This window comes from Streptomyces sp. NBC_01474, from assembly GCF_035918215.1.
GTDB classification, from domain to species: Bacteria; Actinomycetota; Actinomycetes; order Streptomycetales; family Streptomycetaceae; genus Streptomyces; species Streptomyces aureus.
On record NZ_CP109449.1, the window covers coordinates 7,347,059 to 7,371,309 of the forward strand.

General features: G+C 71.9%; 25 protein-coding genes. 7 read left to right on the forward strand and 18 right to left on the reverse strand.

Features of this window, described 5'->3' with window-relative positions; translation table 11 throughout:
- Positions 1 to 24: 24 nt before the first annotated feature.
- On the reverse strand, positions 25 to 738 hold the full coding sequence (locus tag OG758_RS33450; RefSeq protein ID WP_326713334.1) for a hypothetical protein: 714 nt from the start codon (positions 736 to 738) through the stop codon (positions 25 to 27).
- A gap of 144 nt (positions 739 to 882) precedes the next feature.
- On the reverse strand, positions 883 to 1,245 hold the full coding sequence (locus tag OG758_RS33455) for an arsenate reductase family protein (RefSeq protein ID WP_326713335.1): 363 nt from the start codon (positions 1,243 to 1,245) through the stop codon (positions 883 to 885).
- A 133-nt stretch (positions 1,246 to 1,378) separates the two neighbouring features.
- On the opposite strand from OG758_RS33455, the gene OG758_RS33460 reads away from it, so the two are divergent.
- Positions 1,379 to 1,657 (forward strand): hypothetical protein, encoded by a 279-nt coding sequence (locus OG758_RS33460; protein ID WP_376001435.1) that lies wholly within the window; start codon positions 1,379 to 1,381, stop codon positions 1,655 to 1,657.
- A 59-nt stretch (positions 1,658 to 1,716) separates the two neighbouring features.
- Here the strand turns inward: OG758_RS33460 and OG758_RS33465 are convergent, their stop codons facing one another.
- Positions 1,717 to 2,913, reverse strand: a complete 1,197-nt coding sequence (locus OG758_RS33465; RefSeq protein ID WP_326713336.1) for a winged helix DNA-binding domain-containing protein — start codon at positions 2,911 to 2,913, stop codon at positions 1,717 to 1,719.
- A gap of 146 nt (positions 2,914 to 3,059) precedes the next feature.
- Between OG758_RS33465 and OG758_RS33470 the strand changes: the two genes are divergently transcribed.
- Together OG758_RS33470 and OG758_RS33475 are read left to right on the forward strand one after the other, a co-directional pair.
- Positions 3,060 to 3,545: a hypothetical protein gene (locus OG758_RS33470; protein WP_326713337.1), complete on the forward strand. Its 486-nt coding sequence runs from the start codon at positions 3,060 to 3,062 to the stop codon at positions 3,543 to 3,545.
- 37 nt (positions 3,546 to 3,582) lie between these two features.
- A complete protein-coding gene (locus tag OG758_RS33475; RefSeq protein WP_326713338.1) occupies positions 3,583 to 4,923 on the forward strand; it encodes a DUF2252 domain-containing protein in 1,341 nt (446 codons plus the stop codon).
- Positions 4,924 to 4,984: 61 nt separating this feature from the next.
- Here the strand turns inward: OG758_RS33475 and OG758_RS33480 are convergent, their stop codons facing one another.
- Both OG758_RS33480 and glnA read right to left on the reverse strand, forming a co-directional pair.
- The gene (locus OG758_RS33480) at positions 4,985 to 5,509 is read right to left on the reverse strand and encodes a DUF1269 domain-containing protein (RefSeq protein WP_326713339.1); all 525 of its coding nucleotides are present in this window, start codon (positions 5,507 to 5,509) and stop codon (positions 4,985 to 4,987) included.
- 145 nt (positions 5,510 to 5,654) lie between these two features.
- Entirely contained in the window at positions 5,655 to 7,064 is a 1,410-nt protein-coding gene (glnA, locus tag OG758_RS33485; protein WP_326713340.1) for a type I glutamate--ammonia ligase, read from the reverse strand.
- 188 nt (positions 7,065 to 7,252) lie between these two features.
- Between glnA and OG758_RS33490 the strand changes: the two genes are divergently transcribed.
- Positions 7,253 to 7,723, forward strand: a complete 471-nt coding sequence (locus OG758_RS33490) for an RDD family protein (RefSeq protein WP_326713341.1) — start codon at positions 7,253 to 7,255, stop codon at positions 7,721 to 7,723.
- A 100-nt stretch (positions 7,724 to 7,823) separates the two neighbouring features.
- On the opposite strand, the gene OG758_RS33495 is transcribed toward OG758_RS33490, so the two are convergent.
- From OG758_RS33495 to lipB, 4 genes are all read right to left on the reverse strand, one after another.
- The gene (locus tag OG758_RS33495) at positions 7,824 to 8,528 is read right to left on the reverse strand and encodes a DUF4191 domain-containing protein (RefSeq protein ID WP_326713342.1); all 705 of its coding nucleotides are present in this window, start codon (positions 8,526 to 8,528) and stop codon (positions 7,824 to 7,826) included.
- A 30-nt stretch (positions 8,529 to 8,558) separates the two neighbouring features.
- The gene (locus tag OG758_RS33500; RefSeq protein WP_326713343.1) at positions 8,559 to 8,762 is read right to left on the reverse strand and encodes an SCO2195 family GlnR-regulated protein; all 204 of its coding nucleotides are present in this window, start codon (positions 8,760 to 8,762) and stop codon (positions 8,559 to 8,561) included.
- A gap of 257 nt (positions 8,763 to 9,019) precedes the next feature.
- Positions 9,020 to 9,985 (reverse strand): lipoyl synthase, encoded by a 966-nt coding sequence (locus tag OG758_RS33505; RefSeq protein ID WP_116502481.1) that lies wholly within the window; start codon positions 9,983 to 9,985, stop codon positions 9,020 to 9,022.
- A 106-nt stretch (positions 9,986 to 10,091) separates the two neighbouring features.
- Positions 10,092 to 10,922, reverse strand: a complete 831-nt coding sequence (lipB, locus tag OG758_RS33510; RefSeq protein WP_326713344.1) for a lipoyl(octanoyl) transferase LipB — start codon at positions 10,920 to 10,922, stop codon at positions 10,092 to 10,094.
- 210 nt (positions 10,923 to 11,132) lie between these two features.
- On the opposite strand from lipB, the gene OG758_RS33515 reads away from it, so the two are divergent.
- Positions 11,133 to 12,614: a regulator gene (locus OG758_RS33515; protein WP_326713345.1), complete on the forward strand. Its 1,482-nt coding sequence runs from the start codon at positions 11,133 to 11,135 to the stop codon at positions 12,612 to 12,614.
- A gap of 27 nt (positions 12,615 to 12,641) precedes the next feature.
- On the opposite strand, the gene OG758_RS33520 is transcribed toward OG758_RS33515, so the two are convergent.
- The 4 genes from OG758_RS33520 to OG758_RS33535 form a co-directional block, all read right to left on the reverse strand.
- Positions 12,642 to 14,813: a family 20 glycosylhydrolase gene (locus OG758_RS33520; protein WP_326713346.1), complete on the reverse strand. Its 2,172-nt coding sequence runs from the start codon at positions 14,811 to 14,813 to the stop codon at positions 12,642 to 12,644.
- A gap of 232 nt (positions 14,814 to 15,045) precedes the next feature.
- Positions 15,046 to 16,392, reverse strand: a complete 1,347-nt coding sequence (locus tag OG758_RS33525; protein WP_326713347.1) for an NAD(P)/FAD-dependent oxidoreductase — start codon at positions 16,390 to 16,392, stop codon at positions 15,046 to 15,048.
- 242 nt (positions 16,393 to 16,634) lie between these two features.
- Positions 16,635 to 17,444 (reverse strand): peptidoglycan recognition protein family protein, encoded by an 810-nt coding sequence (locus OG758_RS33530; protein WP_326713348.1) that lies wholly within the window; start codon positions 17,442 to 17,444, stop codon positions 16,635 to 16,637.
- A 103-nt stretch (positions 17,445 to 17,547) separates the two neighbouring features.
- On the reverse strand, positions 17,548 to 18,351 hold the full coding sequence (locus OG758_RS33535) for an SDR family NAD(P)-dependent oxidoreductase (RefSeq protein WP_326713349.1): 804 nt from the start codon (positions 18,349 to 18,351) through the stop codon (positions 17,548 to 17,550).
- 137 nt (positions 18,352 to 18,488) lie between these two features.
- Between OG758_RS33535 and OG758_RS33540 the strand changes: the two genes are divergently transcribed.
- On the forward strand, positions 18,489 to 19,160 hold the full coding sequence (locus tag OG758_RS33540) for a TetR/AcrR family transcriptional regulator (RefSeq protein ID WP_266565035.1): 672 nt from the start codon (positions 18,489 to 18,491) through the stop codon (positions 19,158 to 19,160).
- A gap of 3 nt (positions 19,161 to 19,163) precedes the next feature.
- On the opposite strand, the gene OG758_RS33545 is transcribed toward OG758_RS33540, so the two are convergent.
- Positions 19,164 to 20,270, reverse strand: a complete 1,107-nt coding sequence (locus OG758_RS33545) for a PP2C family protein-serine/threonine phosphatase (protein WP_326713350.1) — start codon at positions 20,268 to 20,270, stop codon at positions 19,164 to 19,166.
- A gap of 88 nt (positions 20,271 to 20,358) precedes the next feature.
- Positions 20,359 to 20,847 (reverse strand): GNAT family N-acetyltransferase, encoded by a 489-nt coding sequence (locus OG758_RS33550; protein ID WP_326713351.1) that lies wholly within the window; start codon positions 20,845 to 20,847, stop codon positions 20,359 to 20,361.
- A 63-nt stretch (positions 20,848 to 20,910) separates the two neighbouring features.
- Between OG758_RS33550 and OG758_RS33555 the strand changes: the two genes are divergently transcribed.
- The gene (locus OG758_RS33555) at positions 20,911 to 21,834 is read left to right on the forward strand and encodes a TIGR01777 family oxidoreductase (protein ID WP_326713352.1); all 924 of its coding nucleotides are present in this window, start codon (positions 20,911 to 20,913) and stop codon (positions 21,832 to 21,834) included.
- Positions 21,835 to 21,846: 12 nt separating this feature from the next.
- Here the strand turns inward: OG758_RS33555 and OG758_RS33560 are convergent, their stop codons facing one another.
- The 3 genes from OG758_RS33560 to OG758_RS33570 all read right to left on the reverse strand — a co-directional run bounded on the left by OG758_RS33560 (position 21,847) and on the right by OG758_RS33570 (position 24,239).
- Positions 21,847 to 22,365, reverse strand: a complete 519-nt coding sequence (locus OG758_RS33560; RefSeq protein ID WP_326716123.1) for a DUF4240 domain-containing protein — start codon at positions 22,363 to 22,365, stop codon at positions 21,847 to 21,849.
- 103 nt (positions 22,366 to 22,468) lie between these two features.
- Positions 22,469 to 23,446 carry a helix-turn-helix transcriptional regulator gene (locus tag OG758_RS33565; protein WP_326713353.1) on the reverse strand — a complete coding sequence of 326 codons (978 nt, stop codon included), beginning with the start codon at positions 23,444 to 23,446 and terminating at the stop codon, positions 22,469 to 22,471.
- Positions 23,447 to 23,465: 19 nt separating this feature from the next.
- Positions 23,466 to 24,239, reverse strand: coding sequence for a VOC family protein (locus OG758_RS33570; RefSeq protein ID WP_326713354.1), 774 nt, complete (start codon positions 24,237 to 24,239; stop codon positions 23,466 to 23,468).
- Positions 24,240 to 24,251: the final 12 nt, after the last annotated feature.

The following is a 24,251-nucleotide window of genomic DNA, read 5'->3' on the forward strand; positions in this document are numbered from 1 at the left end:
GGCCGGGGCCGCAGGCCTGTGGGGTCAGCCCACCTTCTCGATACGTGCGTTGCGGATGAGGAATTTGCCCGGTTCGCGGACCTGCTCGAACGCCGAGTCGTTCAGCAGGACGCAGCTCCCGGAGGCGGAGGTGACCTCGACGGACGTGGACTTGCCGTTGTCCAGGTTGGTGACCTTGAGCTTCGTCCCGGCCGGGAACTGCCCGCTGGACGCGGCGGGCGCGCCCCCCTCACCGGACAGCGTCACGGTCGAACCGGCACAGACCTGCTCACCGGCGGCGTCCCCTCCGGCGGTGTCGGTGGGGTCGGGCTCGGCGGTGACCGTGTCCTGTGGTGCGGCCGTCACGGTCTCCATGCCGCCGGCCGCGTCATCGGCTCCGTCCCCGGCCTGTGCTCCGGCTCCCGCCGCGTCATCAGCACCGGATCCGGCCTGCGCCCCGGCTCCGTCCCCGGCCTCGCAGCCGGACGCCGCCTCCTTGCGCCGGATCTCGGCGATGACCGCTTCCCGGTTGGCGATGCGGGCCTCGGACTGCGCGTCCGGGGCGGCCCGCTGCCCGTCGATGAACTTCTGGTTGTTGGCGATCGCGGTCTCCAGTCCCTGGCAGACCTGGGCGTTCTGCGCGACCGGCGCCGCATTGCCCGTACTGGCGAGCGCGAACGCCGCGCCTCCGGCGACGAGGGCCGCGCTCACCGCGAGCGCGGCCTTCTTCCGGGGGCCCATCCTTCTCCTGCGGGACATGTCCGCCTCCTGTCGTCGTTACGAACGTCGGTGCGCGCACCGTTACGTACGGGTAACCGGAGGGCGGAACTCAACTGACCCAAGGGGAGCTCAAGTAACGTACGTCACACGAGAGTTGGACCCACGGGGCGAGCCCGTCGCGGCTCAGTGGCGTCCGAGGGCGTCCCGGACCGCGTCCTCGCTGCGTGCCACCACGGCCGTACCGTCCTCCGCCGTGATGATCGGCCGCTGGATGAGCTTCGGGTGCGCGGAGAGCGCCGCGATCCACCGGTCGCGCGAACCCGCGTCCCGCGCCCAGTCCTTCAGGCCGAGCTCCTTCGCGTCGGCCTCCTGCGTCCGCGTGATGTCCCACGGCTCGAGCCCGAGCCGCTTCAGAACGGCGCGGATGTCGTCCTCGGACGGCACGTCCTCCAGATAGCGCCGCACCGTGTAGTCGGCGCCTTCCGCGTCGAGCAGGGAGAGCGCGCTGCGGCACTTCGAACAGGCGGGGTTGATCCAGATTTCCATGGGGTCAAAGGTACGGGAAAGGCCTTGTGGCCAGCGGCTATTGTCAGTGCCCGGCAGTAGAATAGAAGCAGTGTTCGAGGGAGCGTCCGGGGCCGCGGAGGGCCTCGGAAGGTCTCCCTCCCGCGACAGGAGGATGTCTGTGCCCGCTGCCGCACCGATGCTGATCGACCTGCCCGGCAAACCACTCGAAAAGAAGGCCCTGCCCGCGGGACGGCCGCGTGACTGGTACATCACGCACAACCGCCGCCTCAAGGCCATGCGCCTCGCGATCGCCCTGCTCGACTCGGGCGTCTACCTTCCGAACCAGGCCCACAACCGGACGATACGGAGCACGGCGGAGCGCGTCGGCATCCACCCGCCGTCGGACATCACCTGCCACATGGTGCGCGCGTTGATGCGCTACAGCCGCTGACGGACAGGTGCGCCGTCCGCCCGTCCGGCTTTCAACGGGCGGACGGCGCACGGCAGTTCTCACTTCTTCGTCGGCGCCGGTCCCGCCAGCTCCTTCTCCAGAGGCGTACGGAAGCGGGGAGTGACCCGCGCCTCGCCCACCCACTCCTGGAGCCGCGCGGCCTCCGCCTCGACGGCGGCCGCGGCCTCCCGGCCCACATCCGCGAGCAGTCGCCACCGGATGACGCCGTCCTTGCCCTGGGCCCATCCGCCGGCGATCCGCCCGTCCCACCACACGGTGGGCCCGATGTTGCCCGCCCCGTCGAAGAGCGGCGCCCGCAGCTCCGGCGGCAGATACCAGTCGCGCTGCTGCCAGCCCATCGCGCTCGGGTCGAGCCCCGGGAGCAGGGCCGCCCACGGCCCGGCGTCCGTGGTGACCGGCTCGACGGCGTCGGGGAGCACGAACCCGGCCCCCTCGTCCAGCTCCACCTCGACCGCCCCGACGGCCACGAGCGCCCTGCGTACGTCGGTGACCTTCCACCCCGTCCACCACTTGAGGTCGGCTTCCGTGGCCGGACCGCACGAGCCGAGCCAGTGCCGGAGGAGTTCCGACTGCGCCTCGGCCGCGGGGAGCTCGGGATGCGCGGGCGTGAGCGCCCACCTGAACTGGCTGGACGTCCACGACCCGCGGGGCCGCCCACGCACCACGCGCCCCTCCATGCCGAGCACGCGCAGCAGCCGCGTCGAGATCGACTGCCACGCCTCGTACTTCTTGCCCGGCGCGTACAGCAGCTGCGTACGCAAACGGGGCTCGTCCTGGGCGAGTTCGGCCGCGGTGGCCTCGCCGCGCGCCCCGATCGCCGCCAGGGTGCCCGCCTCGACGTCCGCGAGCCACGCCGCGTCGCGCTCGCTGCCCGCCTCCAGATGCTTGACGAAGGAGGCGCGCTCCCGCGCGGCGACCGCCACACCGGTCGACGCGTGCACCACGGCCGTGAGCGCGGCGGGGAACACGAACACCGTGTGCCGCATGCCGTGCATGCGTACCAGGGAGCGGTCCGTATACAGGGCGCGCTCGACATCGGCGACCGTCTTCGACGGGTCCCTGAGGCGGGCGCCCACCGCCAGGTACACGGTGGCCGGGTCCGTGCCGTGCAGCGCCACGAGCGACCCGGCGACCTCCTCGGCGGACCCCGCCCGCGCGGACGGCGCGAGCCGCTGCCCGGCCGCGAGCCTGGCCCGCCGCTCCGGCGCCCCGATGTGCCGCCGCCTACCACTCACGAGGTCCTCCCAGGACTGTTCGCCGACCGTGCCCCCATCCTGCCCTGGGCCCGGGCGCATTCACCTGTTTGCCGTACCCGGCATGCCGCCCGGGCCCCGGCCGCCTTGACTGAGACGACGGGTGAGCGGAACTGGCAGAGGGAGGCATGATGTCGGGACGTGGCATACGGGGAGCGGCAGCCGCTCTGCTCGTGGCGCCGGTGTTGCTCGTGGCGGCCGGGTGCTCGGACAACGACACCAGCCCCTCCGGCGCGGTGTCCAAGGCCGCGTCCGCGGCGTCGTCCGCGGCGTCCCGGGGCGGTGACGTCGTCGCGTCGGCCACGGCGAAGGCCAAGGAAGAGCTGGACCGTATCAAGGGCGGCGTGAACGCCAAGGGCGACATCGCGCTGGGCGACGTGACGAAGGACGGCGACCGGCTGACGGTCCCCGTCACCGCCACCAACAGCTCCGGGTCCCAGGCCTCGTACGCGGTACAGGTCAACTTCCGTGACAGCAGCGGCAATCTTCTCGACACGGTCGTGGTCACGGTCGACGACGTGGACAAGGGCAAGTCCGAGAAGGCGACGGCCCGCAGCAACCGCAACCTCACCGGCGACGTGAGAGCGGACGTCGGCCGAGCGCTGCGGCACTAGCCGTGACCGGCTCCGCAGGCCACGCGGACGGTGCGGCATGACCACCCCCGAGGCCAGGGTCGCCCTGGGCAGGGCGGCCCGCAAGCGCGCCTCACGCGCCTCGCACGGTGCGTGGATCCCCGCCGCCGACCGCGTCGACCCCGTCGTCGTACTGGAACGGCAGGCGGCCGACCGCGTCGCGGAACTGCTGCCCATCCGGTACGGACGGATGGCGGCCTCCCCGTTCGCGTTCCTGCGCGGCGCCGCCGCCATCATGGCCGGCGACCTGGCCACCCAGCGCGCCACCGGCCTCACGGTCCAACTCTGCGGCGACGCCCACCTGCTGAACTTCGGCCTGTTCGCGTCCCCGGAACGGTCCCTGCTCTTCGACGTCACCGACTTCGACGAGACCAGCCCGGGCCCCTTCGAATGGGACGTGAAACGGCTGGCCGCGAGCGTGGCCGTCGCAGCCCGCGACAACGGGCACAGCGACACCCAGGCCCTCAGGTCGGCCCGCGCCGCCACGGCCGCGTACCGCACGACGATGCGCCGGCTCGCCGGGATGGGCGAACTCGCCGTCTGGTACGAGCACGTCGACGCGCACGAGCTGCTGCCCGTCATCCGCGCCGGTCGCGACCGCCGTCGCGTCCAGGCGACCCTCGCCCACGCCACCCGCCGCACCAGCCTCCACGCGCTCGGCAAACTCACCGAGGTCGTCGACGGGCGCCGCCGCATCATCAACGACCCGCCGCTCCTCGAACCGGCGAGCACCCCCGACGCGGCCACGGTGCGCAAACTGTTCGGCGACTACCGCTCCACCCTCGCCGAGGAACGCCGCCGCCTCCTCGACCGCTACCACTTCGTCGATGCCGCCCGCAAGGTCGTCGGCGTCGGCAGCGTCGGCACCCGCTGCTTCATCGTGCTGCTCGAAGGGCGCGACGCCGACGACCCCCTGTTCCTCCAGATCAAGGAGGCCACCCGGTCCGTCATAGAGGAACACCTGCCGCACGGCCCCTATGTCCACCCGGGCCACCGCGTCGTCGCAGGCCAGCGCCTGCTCCAGGCCACCGGTGACATCTTCCTCGGCTGGATGACCGGCCCCCAGGGCCGCGCCTTCTACTGGCGTCAGCTGCGCGACATGAAGGGCTCCGCCGACGTCGCCGGCCTGGGCCCGGACGAGCTGCGCTTCTACGCCGAACTGTGCGGCAACACCCTGGCCCGCGCCCACGCCCGCTCCGGGGACCGCATAGCCATCTCCGGTTACCTGGGCCGCGCCGACACCTTCGACCGCGCCGTGGCCGACTTCGCGCTGCGCTACACCGACCAGAACGCCACCGACCACACGGCCCTGCGCAGGGCGGCGTCGGAGGGCCTGATCACGGTGGCACCGGGCGTCTGAGAACGCCGGTACGGCCGCCCCCGGACGGGAACGGCCGTATCCCACAGGACCGTACGGATACTCAGGCCTCCTTCGGGGCCTCCTGCGCTGCTGCGCCACCCCGGGCCGCTTCCAGGGCCGCCCGCAGCTGCTCCTCCTCCTCGTTGCTCAGCGAGGTCTGGACGAGATGACCGCCGTACGTCGCGATCTCGGGGATGACCTTGTCCGGGGAGGCCTGCTTCACCAGGACGAACAGCGCGGCGGCGCCGGGCTGCAGGTTCTGGCTCAGGTCCTTCATGAAGTCGTCGTTGATGCCCGTGTCGGTCGCGGCACCACCGGCGGCCCCGGCCGCGGCACCGACGGCCGCACCGAGCAGCGGCACCAGGAAGAGCAGCCCGATGACACCGCCCCACAGCGCCCCGCCGGCCGCACCCGTCGCCGTGTAGTTCACGGCCTGGTGCAGCTTGATCTTCCCGTCCTCGCGCCGCTCGACGACCACGATGTCCTCGAGCTCGACGAGGTGCTGCTTGGCCAGATCGAGCATTTTCTCGCGGACCTGATTGGCCGTGGCGAGGTCGTTGTAGGCGACGACGAACAGATTGCTCATACGGCACTCCTCGGAAGTCTGTGCAACTTCGCCCGAGTTTATGAGCGTTTACGGCAACACGCAGAACGAAGCCCCCGCCCCTCCGGGAGGAGGCGACGGGGGCCACACCGCTCAGAAACGCGCCCGGGGAACCCGGCCGTGCTTCCTAGATGTCGAAGTACAGCTCGAACTCGTGCGGGTGCGGGCGGAGCTGGATCGGGGCGATCTCGTTCGTGCGCTTGTAGTCGATCCACGTCTCGATCAGGTCGGGGGTGAAGACACCGCCGGCCAGAAGGTACTCGTGGTCCGCCTCGAGGGCGTCGAGGACCGCGGGGAGCGAGGTCGGGACCTGCTGGACGTTCGCGTGCTCCTCGGGAGCCAGCTCGTACAGGTCCTTGTCGATCGGCTCGGCCGGCTCGATCTTGTTCTTCACGCCGTCGAGGCCGGCCATCAGGAGGGCCGAGAAGGCGAGGTACGGGTTCGAGGACGGGTCCGGCGCGCGGAACTCGACGCGCTTGGCCTTCGGGTTCGAGCCCGTGATCGGGATGCGCATCGCGGCGGAGCGGTTGCGCTGCGAGTAGACCATGTTGACCGGCGCCTCGAAGCCCGGGACCAGGCGGTGGTACGAGTTCACCGTCGGGTTCGTGAAGGCGAGCAGCGACGGGGCGTGCTTCAGGATGCCGCCGATGTAGTAGCGCGCCATGTCCGAGAGGCCGGCGTAGCCCTGCTCGTCGTAGAACAGCGGGTCGCCGTTGGCCCACAGGGACTGGTGGACGTGCATGCCCGAGCCGTTGTCACCGAAGATCGGCTTCGGCATGAAGGTCGCGGTCTTGTTGTTGCGCCAGGCGACGTTCTTCACGATGTACTTGAAGAGCATCAGGTCGTCGGCCGCGGCGAGCAGCGTGTTGAACTTGTAGTTGATCTCCGCCTGGCCGGCCGTGCCGACCTCGTGGTGCTGGCGCTCGACCTGGAGACCGTTCTTGTCCAGCTCGAGGGAGATCTCCGCGCGCAGGTCGGCGAAGTGGTCGACCGGCGGGGTCGGGAAGTAACCGCCCTTGTAGCGGACCTTGTAGCCGCGGTTGTTCTCTTCAGAACCGGTGTTCCAGGCGCCGGCCTCGGAGTCGATCTCGTAGACCGAGCGGTTCGCGGAGGTCTCGAAGCGGACCGAGTCGAAGACGTAGAACTCGGCCTCGGGGCCGAAGTACGCGGTGTCGGCGATGCCCGTCGAGGCCAGGTACGCCTCGGCCTTCTTCGCGACGTTGCGCGGGTCACGGGAGTACTGCTCGCCCGTGATCGGGTCGTGGATGAAGAAGTTGATGTTGACCGTCTTGTCGCGGCGGAAGGGGTCGATGCGCGCGGTGGTCAGGTCGGCGCGGAGCGCCATGTCGGACTCGTGGATGGCCTGGAAGCCACGGATCGAGGATCCGTCGAAGGCCAGCTCCTCGGTGGGGTCGAACGCCGCGGCCGGCACCGTGAAGTGCTGCATCACACCCGGCAGGTCGCAGAACCGGACGTCGACGAACTTGACGTCCTCGTCCGCGATGAACTTCTTGGCGTCATCGGCGTTCTGGAACATCCAACTCCTCCTACTCCCACCCGGGAGGGGCGGGGTTGCAGCTCGGTGGTGCGGCCAGTGCGGTGGCACACGCTGGGACCCGACCATAGGTACGGGGGATTTCTCAAGCATGACCCATTTGTTTCGCCGAAGTTAACCGAGCCGGGGGCCGGAGCGGGCCGGGTGGCCGAGCGCAGTACCTTGGACGGGTGGACAACAGGCAAGCAATCGGATCGTGGCTCTCCGGGCCGCGCGCGGCCGCAGAGGACGCGGGTGTCGAGTTCGGGTACCGCGGTGAGCAGCTGGGGCTGCCCGAGGAGGGGCCGGGCTCCATCGCCCGACCCGGCAGGCGTATCGCCGCCCTCTTCATCGACTGGGCCCTGTGCATGCTGATCGCATACGGGCTCCTCACGCACGGCTACGACCAGGCGACGGGGAACTGGGCCCTCGGGATCTTCTTCGTCCTCGGCCTGCTCACCGTCGGCACCGTCGGCTTCACGCCGGGCAAGCGGATCATGGGTCTGCGCGTCGTCGCGCAGGACGGCTCCGGCCGCCTCGGCGTCGGCCGCGTCCTGGTCCGCACGGTGCTCCTGTGCGTCGCCGTCCCCGCGCTGATCTGGGACCGTGACGGCCGCGGCCTGCACGACCGCCTGGCCCGCGCGGTCCAGGTCCGCGCCTGACATCTGACGCCGGCCCGCCTGGACGCTCTCCTACGACCTACTACGACGATGAGGCCCCGGAACCGATCGGTTCCGGGGCCTCATCGTCGTAGTAGAAGGGTCAGCGGGCCTTGGGGCCGCCACCGCGCGGCATCCGCATGCCCTTGGGCATCGGGCCCTTGGGGAGCGGCATGTTGCTCATCAGGTCGCCCATCGCCCGCAGGCGGTCGTTGGTCGTCGTGACCTGCGGGCCCGTGAGAATACGGGGGAGCTTGAGCATGGTCGTGCGGAGCTTCTTGAGCGGCACCTGGCCCTCGCCGTTGCCGACGAGGATGTCGTTGACCGGCACGTCGGAGACGATGCGGGCCATCTTCCGCTTCTCGGCCGCCAGCAGCGTCTTCACGCGGTTCGGGTTGCCCTCGGCTACCAGGACGATGCCGGCCTTGCCGACCGCCCGGTGGACGACGTCCTGGCTGCGGTTCATCGCCACGGCCGGGGTCGTGGTCCAGCCACGGCCGATGTTGTCGAGTACCGCGGCAGCCGCGCCGGGCTGGCCCTCCATCTGCCCGAAGGCTGCTCGCTCGGCACGGCGTCCGAAGACGATCGCCATCGCGAGGAAGGCGAGCAGGAAGCCGAGAATTCCGAGATATACCGGGTGACCGATCAAGAAACCGATCGCGAGGAACACACCAAAGGTGACGATTCCCACACCCGCGAGTACAAGGGCGATCATCGGATCGGCCTTGCGGGTCATCTTAAAGGTCAGAGCGATCTGCTTGAGTCGCCCGGGGTTCGCAGCGTCCGCTGCGGTTTCCTTCCTCGCCATGCCTTGAAGTCTACGTGTCCGGGCAAGTGCCTACGACGTGCGGGCGGCCACAGCCTTCTCGAGCACCCGCTGTGCCTCCACCCGGTCCTTGGCGCGGCGGCGGTCCTCGAGCACGGAGGTCCAGGCGTTGCGGCGTGCGGTGCGCTGACCGCTGCTCATGAGCAGCGACTCGACCGCGCGCAGAGCGTCGGTGAAGGTCGGGATGGCGGTGGCGCGTACGGGCGCGGCCTGCATTGGGAGGTCCCCTCGGGAGCGGCTCTGACAGTGAGTACGTGGCGTGAGTACAGCGTCACTGTTTGGTGTTACCAGGGCATGACCGAAGGGTCAAACGCCCATGAAGCCTTGATGGGGGAGGGCCGAACGATGACGCGGCCCTGACGGTGCCCCCCATCTGCGGGGACTGTCAGGGCCGCGTCCTCTCGGCCATTACTGGCCGGTAGCTGCTTGTGCGTGATTTCACACGGCTGGCGGGCCGTGCGGATGGGGCGGGATCAGACCGCCTGCGAGGCCACGTACGAGCCGCGCTTCTCGACCGCCATCTGGTACAGGCGTCCGGCGCGGTACGAGGAGCGGACCAGGGGGCCCGACATGACGCCGGAGAAGCCGATCTGCTCGGCCTCCTCCTTCAGCTCCACGAACTCGGCCGGCTTCACCCAGCGCTCGACGGGGTGGTGGCGCGGCGTCGGGCGCAGGTACTGGGTGATGGTGATGAGTTCGGTGCCCGCCTCGTGCAGCTGGCGCAGCGCCTCGCTGACCTCGGCGCGCTCCTCGCCCATGCCCAGGATCAGGTTGGACTTGGTGACCAGGCCGGCCTCGCGGGCCTTCGTGATGACCTCGAGGGAGCGCTCGTACCGGAAGCCGGGGCGGATCCGCTTGAAGATGCGCGGCACCGTCTCGACGTTGTGCCCGAGAACCTCGGGGCGGGACGAGAAGACCTCGGCCAGCTGGTCCGGGTCGGCGTTGAAGTCGGGGATGAGCAGCTCGACCTTGGTGTAGCCCTCGGCGCGCTCCGCCGTCATCGCGTGGATCTGGCGCACGGTCTCCGCGTACAGCCAGGCGCCGCCGTCCTCCAGGTCGTCGCGCGCGACGCCGGTGATCGTGGCGTAGTTCAGGTCCATCGTGACGACGGACTCGCCGACGCGGCGGGGCTCGTCACGGTCCAGAGCCTCGGGCTTGCCCGTGTCGATCTGGCAGAAGTCACAGCGCCGCGTGCACTGGTCGCCGCCGATGAGGAAGGTGGCCTCGCGGTCTTCCCAGCACTCGTAGATGTTCGGACAGCCCGCCTCCTGGCAGACCGTGTGCAGGCCCTCGCTCTTCACGAGGCTCTGCATCTTCGTGTACTCGGGACCCATTTTCGCCCGGGTCTTGATCCACTCGGGCTTGCGCTCGATGGGGGTCTGGCTGTTGCGGACCTCCAGGCGCAGCATCTTGCGTCCGTCGGGTGCGACTGCGGACACGACCGGCTCCCTACAGCTTTGATTCTTCGGCGTACCTCAGGGTACGCCCGTGGTCTTGATGGGCCTTACGTGTGGCCAACCTCTGGCCTTCGGGGTGCATTCCCGCTCAGGCGGTCGCCTTGTCGGGCTCCCTCTCGGGCGCCTTCTCGACGACACGCGGGGCGAGCGCCGCGTTCTCCAGGACGTCGCGCAGGTGGCGCTCCACGACCGGCAGCACCTCGTCGATCGTGACCTCGCGGCCCAGCTCGTACGAGAGCGAGGTGACGCCCGCGTCGCGGATGCCGCACGGGATGATCTTGTCGAAGTTCGAGGTGTCCGGATTCACGTTCAGCGCGAAGCCGTGCATCGTGACGCCCTTGGCGACGCGGATGCCCATGGCGCAGATCTTGCGGTCCTCGCGGCGCTGGCCGGCGTTCGAGGGCGCGTACTCCGGGCCGTTGAGACGGGGGTCGAACTCGGAGTCGTTCACCCGGGGGTCGAAGTCCAGGTCCAGGCCGCCGAGCTTCGGGCGCTCCTCGGTCGCGTCCTTGGCGTCTCCGAGCACCCACACGCCCGCCCGGCCCTCGACGCGGGAGGTCTCCACGCCGAACTCGGCGCAGACCGCGATCATCGCGTCCTCCAGGCGGCGCAGGTGCGCGACCACGTCGACGGGGCGCGGCAGCTTCTGGATCGGGTAGCCGACGAGCTGGCCCGGGCCGTGCCAGGTGATCTTGCCGCCCCGGTCCACGTCCACGACGGGAGTGCCGTCAAGCGGGCGCTCCTCCGGCGCGGTACGGCGGCCCGCGGTGTAGACCGGCGGGTGTTCGAGAAGCAGGCAGGTGTCGGGGACCTCGTCCGCGAAGCGGGCGGCGTGCACACGGCGCTGCTCGTCCCAGGCCTCCTGGTAGTCGACCGAGTCCGCTCCGAAACCCAAGCGGACGAACCGCAACTCATTCACGGTCAGTGCCTCCCTAGAACCTTCAGCGTGCACATATCGCGCCCCCAGCCACTGTACGGGCCGCCTTTTCTCGTCAGTTCTCCGGGCAATCGTCACACGATCGGATGAAGGGATGCCGAAGGTCGCGATGGGGCCTGTGATGGCCGCTAAATTCGCGCCGTTCCATGTGGGCTGCAGCAAGGGCCCGGAAGGCAGGAGACCGCACAGCTGATGACGGAACGACCTCCGCAGCGCACGCCCAACCGCCAGCTCACCGCGCTCATCGCGGAGGCAGGGTTCTCCAACGCCGGACTGGCCCGCCGAGTCGACCAGCTCGGCCTGGAGCACGGTCTCGACCTGCGCTACGACAAGACATCCGTGACGCGCTGGCTGCGCGGCCAGCAGCCCCGCGGCACCACACCCGCACTGATCGCCGAGGTGTTCACCCGGCGCCTGGGCCGCCGGCTCTCCGCCCAGGACCTGGGGCTCGACGCCTGCTCCCCGGTCTACGCGGGTCTGGAGTTCGCCGCCTCGCCCGAGGAGGCCGTCGACATCGTCAGCGGCCTGTGGCGCAAGGACTCGGGCAGCCATGCGGAGCTCCGCAAGATCGCGTTCACCCCGGCGGGGCTCGTCGTGCCCAGCCGGGACTGGCTGATCGGGCGGGCCGACGACCGGGTCGCCCACGGGGACCACGGCGGCCTACGGATCCCCGCCCAGGGACGCGCTTCGGCCAAACTTCCGTCCGGGCCCGAACAGGGGCCGCCCCCCTTGCCCCGGCAGCGCGTCCAAGCCGAGCGCGGGCCCGGCCAGCGGGTCACGGCGGGCGACATCGCCGCCCTGCGCTCCGTCGGCGAACTCTTCCGCTCCCTCGACCAGGCGTACGGCGGCGGCCACGCCCGCCAGGCGCTCGTGCGCTACCTGGAGCACGAGGCCGAACCGATGCTGCGGGGCACCTACGGGGAGCAGACCGGCCGGCGGCTCTTCGCGGCCACCGCCGATCTGACCCGGCTCGCGGGCTGGACCTCGTACGACATCGCCGCGCACGGGCTCGCGCAGCGGTACTTCGTGCAGGCGCTGCGGCTCTCGCAGGCGGCGGGGGACCGGACGTACGGGGCGTATGTCCTGGTCACGATGAGCCGCCAGGCCGTCTATCTCGGTCACGGGCGCGAGGCCGTCCAGCTGGCGCGGGTCGCCCAGCAGGGCGTGGGGTCCTCTGCGCCGCCCGCCGTCCAGGCGCTCCTGCACGCGGCCGAGGCGCGCGGGCACGGCGTGCTCGGCGAGGTGCGCGCGTGCACGGCATCGCTGGTGCGGGCCGAGCGGACCCTGGAGGCGGTGCGGACCGGGGACGACGTGCCGCACTGGGCGCGGTTCTTCGACGAGGCGCAGCTGGCCGACGAGTTCGGGCACTGCCACCGGGATCTCCAGCAGTACCGCGCGTCCGCCCAGCACGCGGAGCGCTCCCTCCAGCTGCGGGCGCCCGGCTTCGCGCGCAGCCGGCTGTTCTGCCGGGTGGTGCTCGCCTCCGCACGGCTCGGGCTCGGGGAGCTGGACCAGGCGTGCGCCCTCGGCGCCGAGGCCGCGCTGGCCGCCTCCGAAATGCGCTCCGTGCGGGCGCACGAGTACGTGCGGGAGTTCGAGCGGCGTCTGGAGCCCTACCGCGACGCGGCCCCGGTACGCGGATACCGGGACCGCATCGCCGCCCTCAGCCACTGACGGGACGGGGGCGGGGTACGGCGCGGACTACTGGGTGTCCTGCCCGGACAGCCCGGCGACCCGGTCGGCCGTCAGCGGCTCGTCCCAGGTGGTGAGTTCGTCGAGGTCGCCGCGCAGGCTCACCTTCTCCGTGCCGATCGAGCGCAGGGGCAGGGGGATCGACGCGTCGACCGTGCCGACCCGCTCCCCGTCGGCGTAGAGCGTGGTGTGGCCTGGTGTCGCCACCCATGTCAGCCGGGTCCAGCGGTCGAGCGGCAGCGTGTAGTCGAAGCTGAGGTCGGCCGAGCCGTACCGGGTGAAGCCGACCTTGCCCGTGCCGTACTGCATGAGCTTGAGCGCGCCCGCCCTCGAGCTGAGCAGCACCTGGTCCGCGGTGCGGGCCGTGGGGCGGACCTGCACCGAAACCGTCCACGGCTCGGCCACGTCCAGGCCGCCGAAGCCGACACCGTCCCGGTCCGAGTCGAAGCGCCACGCCTGCCCGTGCACGCCGTCGTCCACAGGCGCCGGGTTGTTGATGATGTATGACGTGCCCGGCAGGTCACCCGCCGTGTCCTCGGCGAAGATCGTGTTGCCGGGGCTGCCCGCGTACGTCCAGCCCTTCGGGTACGCGGCCGTGTCGAAGGTCCAGTGATGGCTCGGCCGGCCGTCGTTCACCCGGGGCTTCACCGGCGTCGCGGTGATGCCGGGCGGGTCGCCGATACGGGCCGCGCGGGCCCGGAAGTCGGCCAGGGTGTCCGGGGTCGCCGTGCCGTTCCAGGCGCGGTCCGCGAGGATCGCCCGGGCGCCGGCCATCGACTGCTCGAAGTACGCGTCGTCGGCCCAGAAGTTGTAGTCGGCCCAGTTGGTCAGGCCGGAGCCGAGCATGTCGGGCGCCGTGCTGACGGTCCAGCTGTCGTACATCCAGGGCTCGTTCGGGTACAGGTGGTGGTAGTTGTTCGGGGTGTCGTAGAACGGGCCGATGGCGATCTCGTCGTGGCCCGGCACGGCGGGCTCGGCGCCTGTGCCCTCCCAGGTGAGGAAGACGACCGGGCCGTGGACGGCCTGCTGGGGCGCGGCCAGGTGCTCCGAGCCGTTGTAGACGGCGGTGCGCTTGCCGTGCGAGGCGATCACATCGTCCAGCGTGTTGATGTACCGGTTCAGGAGGTCGCCGAGCGTCGACACGTCGGGCGAGGCGGCCAAGTAGTCCTGCACCCGAGGGCAGTCGGCAAGCTGGCCCGGCACCTCCTCGCCGCCGATCGAGAACAGTGGCGCGTCGAACCAGCCGGCGAACTCGTCGACGATCTGCTTCGTCTTCGCCACCGCCTTCTCGCTGGTCATGTCGATGATCCAGTCGGGCGTGAGGTGCGAGTGCGTGTGCGCGGCCGTGCAGGGGTTCGTACCGGAGCCGAAGCCGATGCCGAACGCGTCGCTGATCGCCGTCGCGTGGCCGGGCATCTCCAGGCCCGGCATCAGCTGTACGTGGTGGCGGGCCGCGAAGGACTTGAGGTGCTCGATGTCGGCGCGGCCGTAGCTGTGGGCGGGGTCCGCGAGGCCCGGGAACTTCGGGCTGTACAGGCGGAAGCCCTCCGACTCGGAGAGGTGCAGCATGAGCGTGTTCAGCTTCTGGTCGCCCATCCTGCGGATCAGGTTCTCCAGGTACGGGATCTTCCAGTACTTGCGGCCCGCGTCGAGGTGGACCATGCGGATCGCCTGCGTGGGGACGTCGGTGGCGCGGGCCCGGGGGAGCGTGCGGTGCTCGTCGTCCGTGGAGCGCAGGAGCTGGAGGAGCGTGCGGGTGCCGTAGAAGAGGCCGTGTGTGGAGGCGGCCCGGATGCGGACGGCGCCGTCCGAACTGTCGAACCGGTAGCCTTCCGCGCCGAGTTCACGGTCGTCGGCGAGGCCGAGGACGATGTCGCCGGGCCCGGCATGGGCCACGTCGCTCGCGACGCGCGGCTCGACGCCGGAGACCTGCCCGAGCTCCGTGCGCAGCTGGGCGGCGAGCTGCTGCACGCTCTGACGGGCCGGGCCGGGGAACTCGGCGCGGCCGGACGGCTCGGAGGTCTCGGCGCGGGCGCGCGGGTCGATCAGGACGCGCGTGCGGGGCGTGAGGGCGACCGTGCCGCCGAGTGAGCTCCAGTCCGTGGGGCGGGGGACCACGAGGGGCTGCCCGGCGGGCAGTTCGGGGGTCTGCTCCTTGGGCTGAGATGCGGACGACGGCACTACAGCTCCGATGAATCCGGTGACAAGGGCTAGGACGAACAGCAGGGCTGACGCCGTTCTTCGCACTGCGGCCTCCAGGGACGAGGGTGCGGACGTGGGGACCGTAGAGGGGAGTTGCAGTGGAGGCAAGAGCGCGTGTGAGGGAATGAGAGCGCCCGCCTCCGGAATGTGCCACGGAGACGGGCGCGTAAGGGGGACCCCATAGAGGTCGGATGTGTGATGAGGGTATCGGTCAGGCAGCCGCCGGCAACCTGCCTGCCGTCGAGGCCAGTTGGACACCCAGGTCCGTGAGGATCGCGTGCGCCGCCCGGCGGCCCGAGTGGAGGGCGCCCTGCACCGTGCTCGTGCCGCGGTGGTCGCCGCACACATAGAGCCCGTCGAGGAGCCGCACCGGGCGGTGCAGGTCGTGCGGGGCCGGCATCGCGGGCACCGCCTCCGGGTCGTGGTGGACCGCGAGGGTCTCCCAGTCGGAGGTCGACGTGCCGTAGAGGGCGGCCAGTTGGGCCCGCAGCTCGCGCTCGGGCGGCGGCGGGCCGAGGACCGTCGAGGAGACGAGCGCGCGGCCGGCCGGGGCGCGGGTCGGGTCGACCTGGCTGATCACCGCGGTGTACGCGACGGGGCCCAGCCGGTCGGCGTCGAGGAGCAGCGCCGGGTCGGCGAGCGGTGGCTCGGGGACCGCGTGGTGGACGACCGTGACGGGGTGGAAGGCCGGCACCCGTAGTCCCGGGAGCAGCCCGGCCGCGGCGCGCGCCCCGGTCGCCAACAGCGTGGAACGGCACCGGAGTTCACCGTGTTCCTCGGTCGCCACCGAGTTCGCAGAGATGGCGCTGACGCGCACGCCGGTGCGGACCGTGCCCGGCGGGAGCCCGGCGGCGAGCAGCTCGGGCAGCGCGTCGGCGCCGCCCTCGGGGACGCAAAGGCGGCCGCGCGCGTAGGCGTGCAGGGCGAGATCCGCGCACCGGCTCGACGAGGTCAGGTCCGGGTCGCACAGGAGCGCCGACAGGAGGGGGCGCACAAAGCCGTCGAGGGTGCGGGCGGGCAGCCCGCGGCCGATCAGCGCGTCGGAGGCGGGGAGTTCGGGGCGCGCGAGGAGCCGGGGGACGGGCGTCGCGGCAAGGCGGGCCAGGGCCCTGGCGAGCCGGGCCTGGTCGAGGGGGCTGCCGAGCGGAGCGGCGGGGCGCGGGCTCCTGGCGGTGCGGGGGCGGGGCACCCTGGGGGCGCTCGCGAGGGCGCGCGCCGTTGTGAGTGCGCCCTTTGCGCGCCGTGGGGCCGGGAGTTCCCCGGCACGATGGCGGCGGCCGTCGCTGTGCACCAGCACACCGGGCGAGAAGGAGCGCAGGACGAGGGCGTCCAGGCCCGGGCTGCGGCGCAGTTCGGGGTACGAGGTGCACAGGAGCCGGCCGATCCGGTCCAGGCGGAACCCGTCGACCTTCTCGGTGGACATGCGGCCGCCCACGCAGGGGCCGGCCTCCAGGACCAGGGTGGGGACGCCCGCCCTGGTCAGGCGGTGGGCGGCAAGGAGTCCCGCGACCCCGGCTCCCACGATGACGACGTCCGCGTGCTGTGCGGGCTCAGGCACGTGCGCCTCCCTGGCGGTTGTGCGGCTGGTGAGAACCGTCGCTCGTACCCCGGGCCGTCAGGCCGGCGCACGAAGGCGGGCCCCGAAGGCGTCCTACCCCCCAGGGAACCCGCGTACGGCTCCGGAACACCCGGGCTGTACCCGAGTTCGTCGAGGGTAGGTCCGGGCCCCGGTACAGGGAGTCGCGCGTAGCCCGGGCACGGTCGCACGGGGGGCGCCCGGGGCCGCCGACGCCTGGGTTCCTAGCGCCCCTGGAGCACCGCCGCCCGCTGCCTGATCTCCGGGAGCGCGGCCATCAGGGCCTGACCCGGGCAGTACGTCTCGTACGCGTCCCGGTGCGCGGCGATGGCGTTGAACTCCGCCGTCCTGCCCTTGGGGAAGCGGCTGAGGCTGTTCGTCGAGGTGAGGTGGACGCGGGAGCGTGGGTCGACGTTCGCGAGGCCCAGCTTCCAGGCGGCGAGCGCCGCGATGGACTCCGCCATGGAAGGGGGCACCGGTGTGCCCTCGCCGAAGGTGCCGATGGCGGCGATGCCCGCCGTGCCCTTGTTGAAGCCCTGGGCGTGCGCCCCCACGACCGCCTTGTCGGCGCCGCCCGCCCGGCCCTCGTAGATCGTGCCGCACTTGTCGACGAGGAAGTTGTAGCCGATGTCGTCCCAGTTCCGGCCGCCCGCCTGGTCCGCGTACAGGTAGCGGATGATGCGGGGCGTGTCGGCGCAGTCGTAGCCGTTCGGCGAGTCCGTGTGGTGGATGAAGACCGCCGTGACGCGGTCGGCGTACCGGGCGGGCGGCCTGCGGTACGCGGCGTCGGCCAGCCACTTGGCCCGCGGCACGATCCGGGGCAGCGCGGCGGTGTGCGGACCGTTGACCGGCCGGCGCGCCGGTACGGCGGCCGGTGGCAGCACGGGCGCGGCTTGGTCGGCGAGGCCCGACGCCTGGCCCGACTTCGCTGCCGAACCGCTGTGGCCGGGTCCCACGGTCGCGGCACACATCAGCAGGAGGCCGAAGGCCGCGGCCCCCGGTGCGCTGCACAACGCCATACGGAAGACGCGCATACGTGCCACTCTCCGTCGCGCGCCGGGGGCCCGCCCCGCATGCCGCGCCGTACGAGTGAATCCGCGGGCCCCGTCGCAGCTCGGAACCCGCCTCCGCCGCAGGTCAGAAGTGCGTACCGCCGTCGATCCTGACCTCGGTGCCGGTGATGAACCTGCCGTCGTCCGAGCCAAGCATCGCGACGACGGACGCCACGCTCTCCGGCCCGGCGAAGCCCTGGCCGATGGCCGGCGCCAGCTTCATGAACAGGCTCATGTCGGCGTCCTCGGGCAGGCCGGGGCCGCTGCTCTGCCGGCTGGCGCCGGAGCCGTCGGTCATGCCGGAGGAGATGGATCCGGGCTGCACGGCCGTGAACCGGATGCCCTGCTTGCTGTACTCGCTCGCCAGGGCGTGCGTCATGGACTGGATGCCGCCCTTGCTCGCCGCGTACGCCGCCATGTACGGGTGGGCGAACGTCGCCGACGTCGAGCTGAAGTTGATGACGGCGGAGCCGTCACCCGCGAGGAGTGCGGGTATCGACTCGCGGATCATCAGGAACGTGCCGGCCAGGTTGATCTGCAGCACCTGGTTGAAGTCGGCGAGGGACGTCTCGTGGGTGTGCGAGGAGCGCAGGATGCCGGCCGCGTTGACCAGCACGTCCAGGCCGCCGAGCGCCTCGACGGCGGTGGCGACGCCCGCGCGCACGGAGGCCTCGTCCGCGACGTTCACGACGACCGTGGTCAGCCGGTCCGCGGTGCCCGCGGCGGTCGCCTTCTCGACGGTGTCCTTCAGGCCCGCCTCGCTGACGTCGGCGGCGACCGCGCGGGCGCCCTCGGCGAGGACCCGCAGCACGGTGGCCTGGCCGATGCCGGAGCCACCGCCGGTGACGAGTACGCGACGGCCTTCGTAGCGGTTCAGGTTCGGGCTCATGTGCTGCTCCACTTCATTCTCTTCACGATCCGCGTCACCGGGATCGCCGGATTCGCTGTCCACCGTACGCCTGAGTGGCACGTTTTGCCATAACGTCAGAACGTGCAGGCTTGTTCCCGGACGCATAGGCTTCCCCGGTGAGCCCCACGAACGATCAGCGCAGTCCGCAGCCCTCCCTGACCGAGCGGCGCAAGGCCGCCACCCAGCTGGACATCGCCCGCGCCGCCGCCGAACTCTTCGCCGAGCACGGCCCCGACGGCACGACAGCCGAGGACATCGCCCACCGCGCGGGCGTCGCGCTGCGCACCTTCTACCGCTACTTCCGGGGCAAGCAGGACGCGGTCGGCCCGCTCCTCGCCGCGGGCGGCGACGCCTGGCGCGCCCTCCTCGCGGACGCCGAGCCCGGCGCCGACCTGCGGCTCACCCTGGAGACGGCCGTCACCGCCACGCTCTCCGCCCCCGGCGACCACGGCCCCGAACAACTGGAGACGACCAGGGGACTGCTGCGCGCGGCCCAGGACGACGCCGCGCTGCGGGCCGTCTGGTACCGGGTCAACCAGGAGTCGGAGGAGCGCCTCGTGCCGGTCCTCGCGCGGCTGGCGGGCGAGCGGGCGGACCCCCTCGACGTACGGCTCGCCGCCGCCGCGGCCACCGACGCCATCCGGATCGCCCTGGAGGCCTGGGCCGCCACCGACGTACCCGCGACGGGCGCGACCGGCTCACCGGCGGTCCTCGCGCTCCGCTGCCTGCGCGAACTGACGGGCGGGATCAGCCTGTTGGGGGGAGGTCAGGGCGCCGGCCGCCCATGACCGTCAGTCGTCCGACGGGTCGATCTCCGGCGCGAACACGAGCAGCGTCAGATCGTCCCGTACCGTCCCCGCGAACCGCACCACGTCCCGCCACAGCGCGTCCGTCAGCTCCGCCGGATCGTCCGCGCCGAACCGGATGAGACGCTCCGCCAGCGGATAGAAGGCGCCGGACGCGTCGCGCGCCTCGATCAGCCCGTCCGTCAGACCGAGCAGGCGGTCACCCGGCCGCAGCCGCACCGTGAGCTGCTCGGGCGGGGAGAGGCCCGCGATCCCGAGCCCGAGAGGCGCCCCGGACGGCACGGGCAGTTCGATGACCTCCTGCCCCCGCAGGAGCAGCGGCCGCGGATGGCCGCACGAAATGGCCCGTACCACCGGGGAGTCGTCGGGGAACTCGAGCAGCAGCGCGGTCGCGAACAGCTCGGCGTGCTCCTCCTCGGCCGAGTCGACCACGAGCCTGCGGTCGAGGCGCGCCGCGACCCCCTCCAGGTCCTCCTGGTCGAGCACCGCCTCACGGAACGCGCCGAGCAGCCCCGCCACCGTGCCCACCGCGGACAGCCCGTGGCCCTGCACGTCGCCGATCACGGCCCGCACCCCGGCCGGACTCCTGCGCACGTCGAACAGGTCACCGCCGACCAGCGCCCCGCGCTCCGCAGCCCGGTACAGGCCGGCGCAGCGCACCGTGCCGACCCGCTCGCGCAGCGGCGGAAGCACGGCGAACTGGGCCGCCTCCGCGACCGTGCGCACGGTGACGAGCTGGTCGTCGCGTCGACTGCGGACCCAGCCGATCAGCACGCTGAGCAGCGCCACGAAGGAGACGGTGAGCACGTCGCTGTTGCCGGGGCGCCCGAGGTTCATGAAGGGCACGTTCAGCAGGACGATCACGATGCCGCCGAGCAGCGCCGTGGCGGCGGGCCCGTAGGTGAGGGCGGCCAGCGGCGGGATCGCCCCCAGCAGGAAGCCGAGGTCCAGCTTCTCCTCGGTGACCAGCTGGGCCGTGCACAGGGCGACGAGCAGCGCGATCGGCAGCCATCGCACCCAGCGCGGCGGCGGTGCCCCGCGCAGCCAGGCCCGCTCCTCGCCGTCCCGGCGACGCGACAACGCCCCGGTCATCGGCGGGCTCCTTCCCCTGGACCCTTCCACGCTCCTACGGGAGGGCCGTCACCGCACCCCGGGCGGGTCCGTCAGAACCGCTGAGCCCTCACAGGGCCTGGCCCATGAGGACGTCGTCCACATACGTCCCGTCGAGCAGGAACTCCTCCGGCAGGACGCCCTCGACCACGAACCCCTCGGATTCGTACAGCGCCCGCGCGGGACCGTTGTGCCCGAGCACCCGCAGCGTCATGCGGCGCGCGCCGGCCTTGCGGGCGTGCTCCACCGCCGCGCGGACCAGCGCCCGGCCGACCCCGGCGCCCCGCGCCTCGGCGGCGACCGCGAGGCCCTGGATCTGCCGGACATGGGTGTTGGCGGCGAGCGACGTGGGATAGGCGATGCGTACGTAACCGGCGAGCCGCCCGTCGAGCTCCGCGACCAGATGGTCCCGCGGCCCGAACCGCTCCGAGAAGAACGGGTCGTAAGGCGGCTGCGGCTGCGGCTGGACGGCGTGCAGCGTCGACCAGACGGCACGGTCGAGCAGGGCGAGCCCGTCCTCGTCGTCGGGGCGGGCGAGACGTATGTGCGGCTGCGACATGGGCGCCACTGTACGACCGGCCCACGACCGGCCGCCGGGCGTTTTACGCGGCAGGATGGACCCATGACCCAGAGCGATTCCGCACCCGTACGACGCTCCCGGTTCGCCGTCGCCGGCGCCTCCGGCCTCATCGGTTCCGCCCTGACCCGGTCCCTGCGCGCCGACGGGCACGACGTCGTCCGCCTGGTCCGCAGGGAGCCGGCGGCCCCGGACGAGGTCCGCTGGGACCCGGAGCGGGGGTCCGTCGACGCGGCCGGGCTCTCCGGGTGCGACGCGGTCCTCAACTTCGCCGCCGCGGGCGTGGGCGACCACCGCTGGACCGACGCGTACAAGAAGACGCTCCGCGACAGCCGGGTCCTCGGCACCGCGACGCTCGCCGAGGCCGTCGCCACGCTCGAACAGCCTCCCCGCGTCTTCGTCAACGGCAGCGCCGTCGGCTACTACGGCGACACCGGCACGCGCGCCGTCGACGAGAGCGCGCCGCCCGGGGACGGGTTCCTGCCACAGCTGTGCGTGGAGTGGGAGGAGGCCGCGGCGCCCGCCCAGGAGGCCGGAATCCGCACCGTGTTCGCGCGGTCCGGGCTCGTCGTGTCCCGCGGCGGCGGGGCCTGGGCGCGGCTCTTCCCGCTGTTCCTGGCCGGGCTCGGCGGACGCATGGGCGACGGCCGCCAGTACTGGTCGTACATCGCGCTGCACGACGAGATCGCGGCCCTGCGCCACATCCTCGCCACGGACGAGCTGGCGGGCCCCGTGAACCTCACCGCCCCGCACCCCGTCACGAACGGCGAGCTGACCGCCGCGATGGGGCGTGTCCTGCACCGTCCCACTCTGTTCACGGCGCCCGCCCCCGCTCTGCGCCTGGTCCTCGGCGAGATGGCGGGCGACGTCCTCGGCAGCACGCGGGCCGTGCCGACCCGGCTCCTGGAATCGGGCTTCACGTTCGCGTTCCCCGGCATCGAGGAGACGATCCGGGCAGCCAGGCGGTGAACCCCCGGGTGCCTACGACCCGAAACGCTCGGAGAGCTTCGGGTACAGCCGTTCGAGCTCCGCCGCGTTCTCGAAGTCGACCGGTGTGCCCTCCGGCTCCGCGGGCGCGGCCGGGATGCCGAGATCGGGCGCCACCGCGCCGGTCAGCTCCTCGTACGCCTCATCCGCCGCGTAGCCGAGCTCCTCGCCGTCACCGTCGATCTCCTCGTCGAATTCGCCCAGCAGATCGGCGAGCGCGTCCGGCTCGTGCAGTGCGCCCTCGAAGACCTCCCGGCCCTGGCCGATCAGCCAGCAGCGGAAGTAGTCGAACGCGTCGTCGCTCGCCCCGCCGAGCAGTACCCACGCGGCGCCCCACAGATCCCAGCGGTAGGCGCGGTGGTAGCGGGACTCGAAGTGACGGGCGAAGTCGAGCACCGCGTCGGGGTCGGCCTGGAGCAGCCGGCCGACGAGCAGCTCGGCATGGTCCTCGGGGTCGCCCTCGGCGGCCTCGCGGGTGCTGTCCACGATCTCCCAGAACTCCGTCTCGTCCATCACGGGACAAGCATCTGCCTTGGGGGTCGGGGACGCACGCCGAGTGCCGGGGCTGCGCCAGTTCGTTATGCGCGCACATGCCGAGGGCACGGCGCCCGGCAGCTCACCGGTAGCGGTCCGCCGTCCGCCGCGCCGCGTCGGCGAAACGCGCGCGCAGTCCAGCGGGAGCGAGGACCTCCGCCTCGGGCCCGAGCGCGAACAGCTGGCCGTACGCGACGTCCTCCGACTCGACCGGCAGAGTCACCGTCACCCACCCCTCCTCGTCGGGCTCGCCGGCCGACTCCCGCGCCGCGCGCACGGACACGGGCTCGGTCGCGTACGGAAGCTGACGCAGCCCCACGGGGGACAGCCGCAGGACGACCTCCGCGCGCAGGATGGACCGCGCGAACTGCTCGGCCCGCTCCTCCCAGAACCCCGGCAGGTCGAACTCCTCGTCCCGTACGAAGCGTTCCTCGCCCGCCTCGACGCCGGTGAACCGGTCGATCCGGTACACCCGGTGGGCCCCGCCGCCCGCGACGCGGGCGCACAGATACCAGACACCCGCCTTCAGGACGAGCCCGTACGGCTCCAGCTCCCGTTCGACCTCGGCCCCGGCCTCGTCACGGCGGTAGCGGGCGCGCACCATCCTGTCGTCCCACACCGCGTCCGCCACCGCCGGCAGCAGCTCGGGCGTCCGCGGCTCCTTGAACCAGCCGGGCGCGTCCAGATGGAACCGCTGCGCCGCCGTGCGCGAGGCGTCCCGCAGCGAGGGCAGCAGCGCCGCCGACACCTTCAGCCGCGCGGCCGACGCCGCGTCCTCAAGGCCCATCTCGCGCAGCGCGCCCGGCACCCCGGACAGGAACAGGGCCTCCGCCTCGCCGCGCGCCAGACCGGTCAGCCGCGTCCGGTAGCCGCCGATCAGCCGGTACCCACCCGCCCTGCCCCGGTCCGCGTACACGGGCACGCCCGCCTCGGACAGCGCCTGCGCGTCCCGGGTCACCGTCCGCTCCGAGACCTCCAGTTCGCGCGCCAGCTCACCCGCCGTCATCGACGGCCGGGACTGGAGCAACAACACCATCTTGATCAGGCGGGCAGCACGCATACGCCCATGATGCGGGCCCTCAGCGCGGGGTGTACGTGATGACCGCGAACGAGGCGCCCTGCGGATCGGCGAGCACCGCGAACCGGCCCGGCTCGATCGTCGTCGGGTGCACCAGGATCTGCCCGCCGAGCTGCTTGCAGCGGGCCGCCGTCGCGTCGGTGTCCTTGACGGCGACGTACACCATCCAGTGCGCCGGCAGACTCTCGGGGAACGAGCCCGACGCCGTGTCGAGCATGCCGCCGAAGGGCTCGGTGTCGACGCTCCACTCGGTGTAGGTGCCGCCGCCCCCGTAGGGATGCCGCTTCGCGCCCCAGCCCAGTACGGACTGGTAGAAGTCCTTGGATCCGTCCGGATCGCGGGTCAGGAGCTCGAACCAGCAGAAACTACCCGGCGCGTTCACGACGCCGAAGCCCGTGTTCGTGATCGGCTGCCACAGGCCGAACGCGGCCCCCGACGGGTCCTGGCAGACCGCGAAGACGCCGTCCTCAGAGATGGTCTCCGGGCCCTTGACCACCGTGCCGCCGTTGCCCTTCACGCGCGCGATGACCGCGTCGACCCCGGCCGACTGGTAGTACGGCAGCCATGCCGACGGTTCCTTCGGGCTCCTGGTCGGGCCGATGCCCGCGACCAGCTCGTCACCGGACCTGAAGAGGCCGTAGGCCTCCGACTGCGGGTCGGACACCACTTCGCTGCGCCAGCCGAGGAGCCCCTCGTAGAAGAGCCGGGCCGCGTCGGTGTCGGGCGTGGAGAGGTCCGCCCAGCAGGGCGCTGACGGGGTTTTGGAGATCTTCATGGACGTGTATCT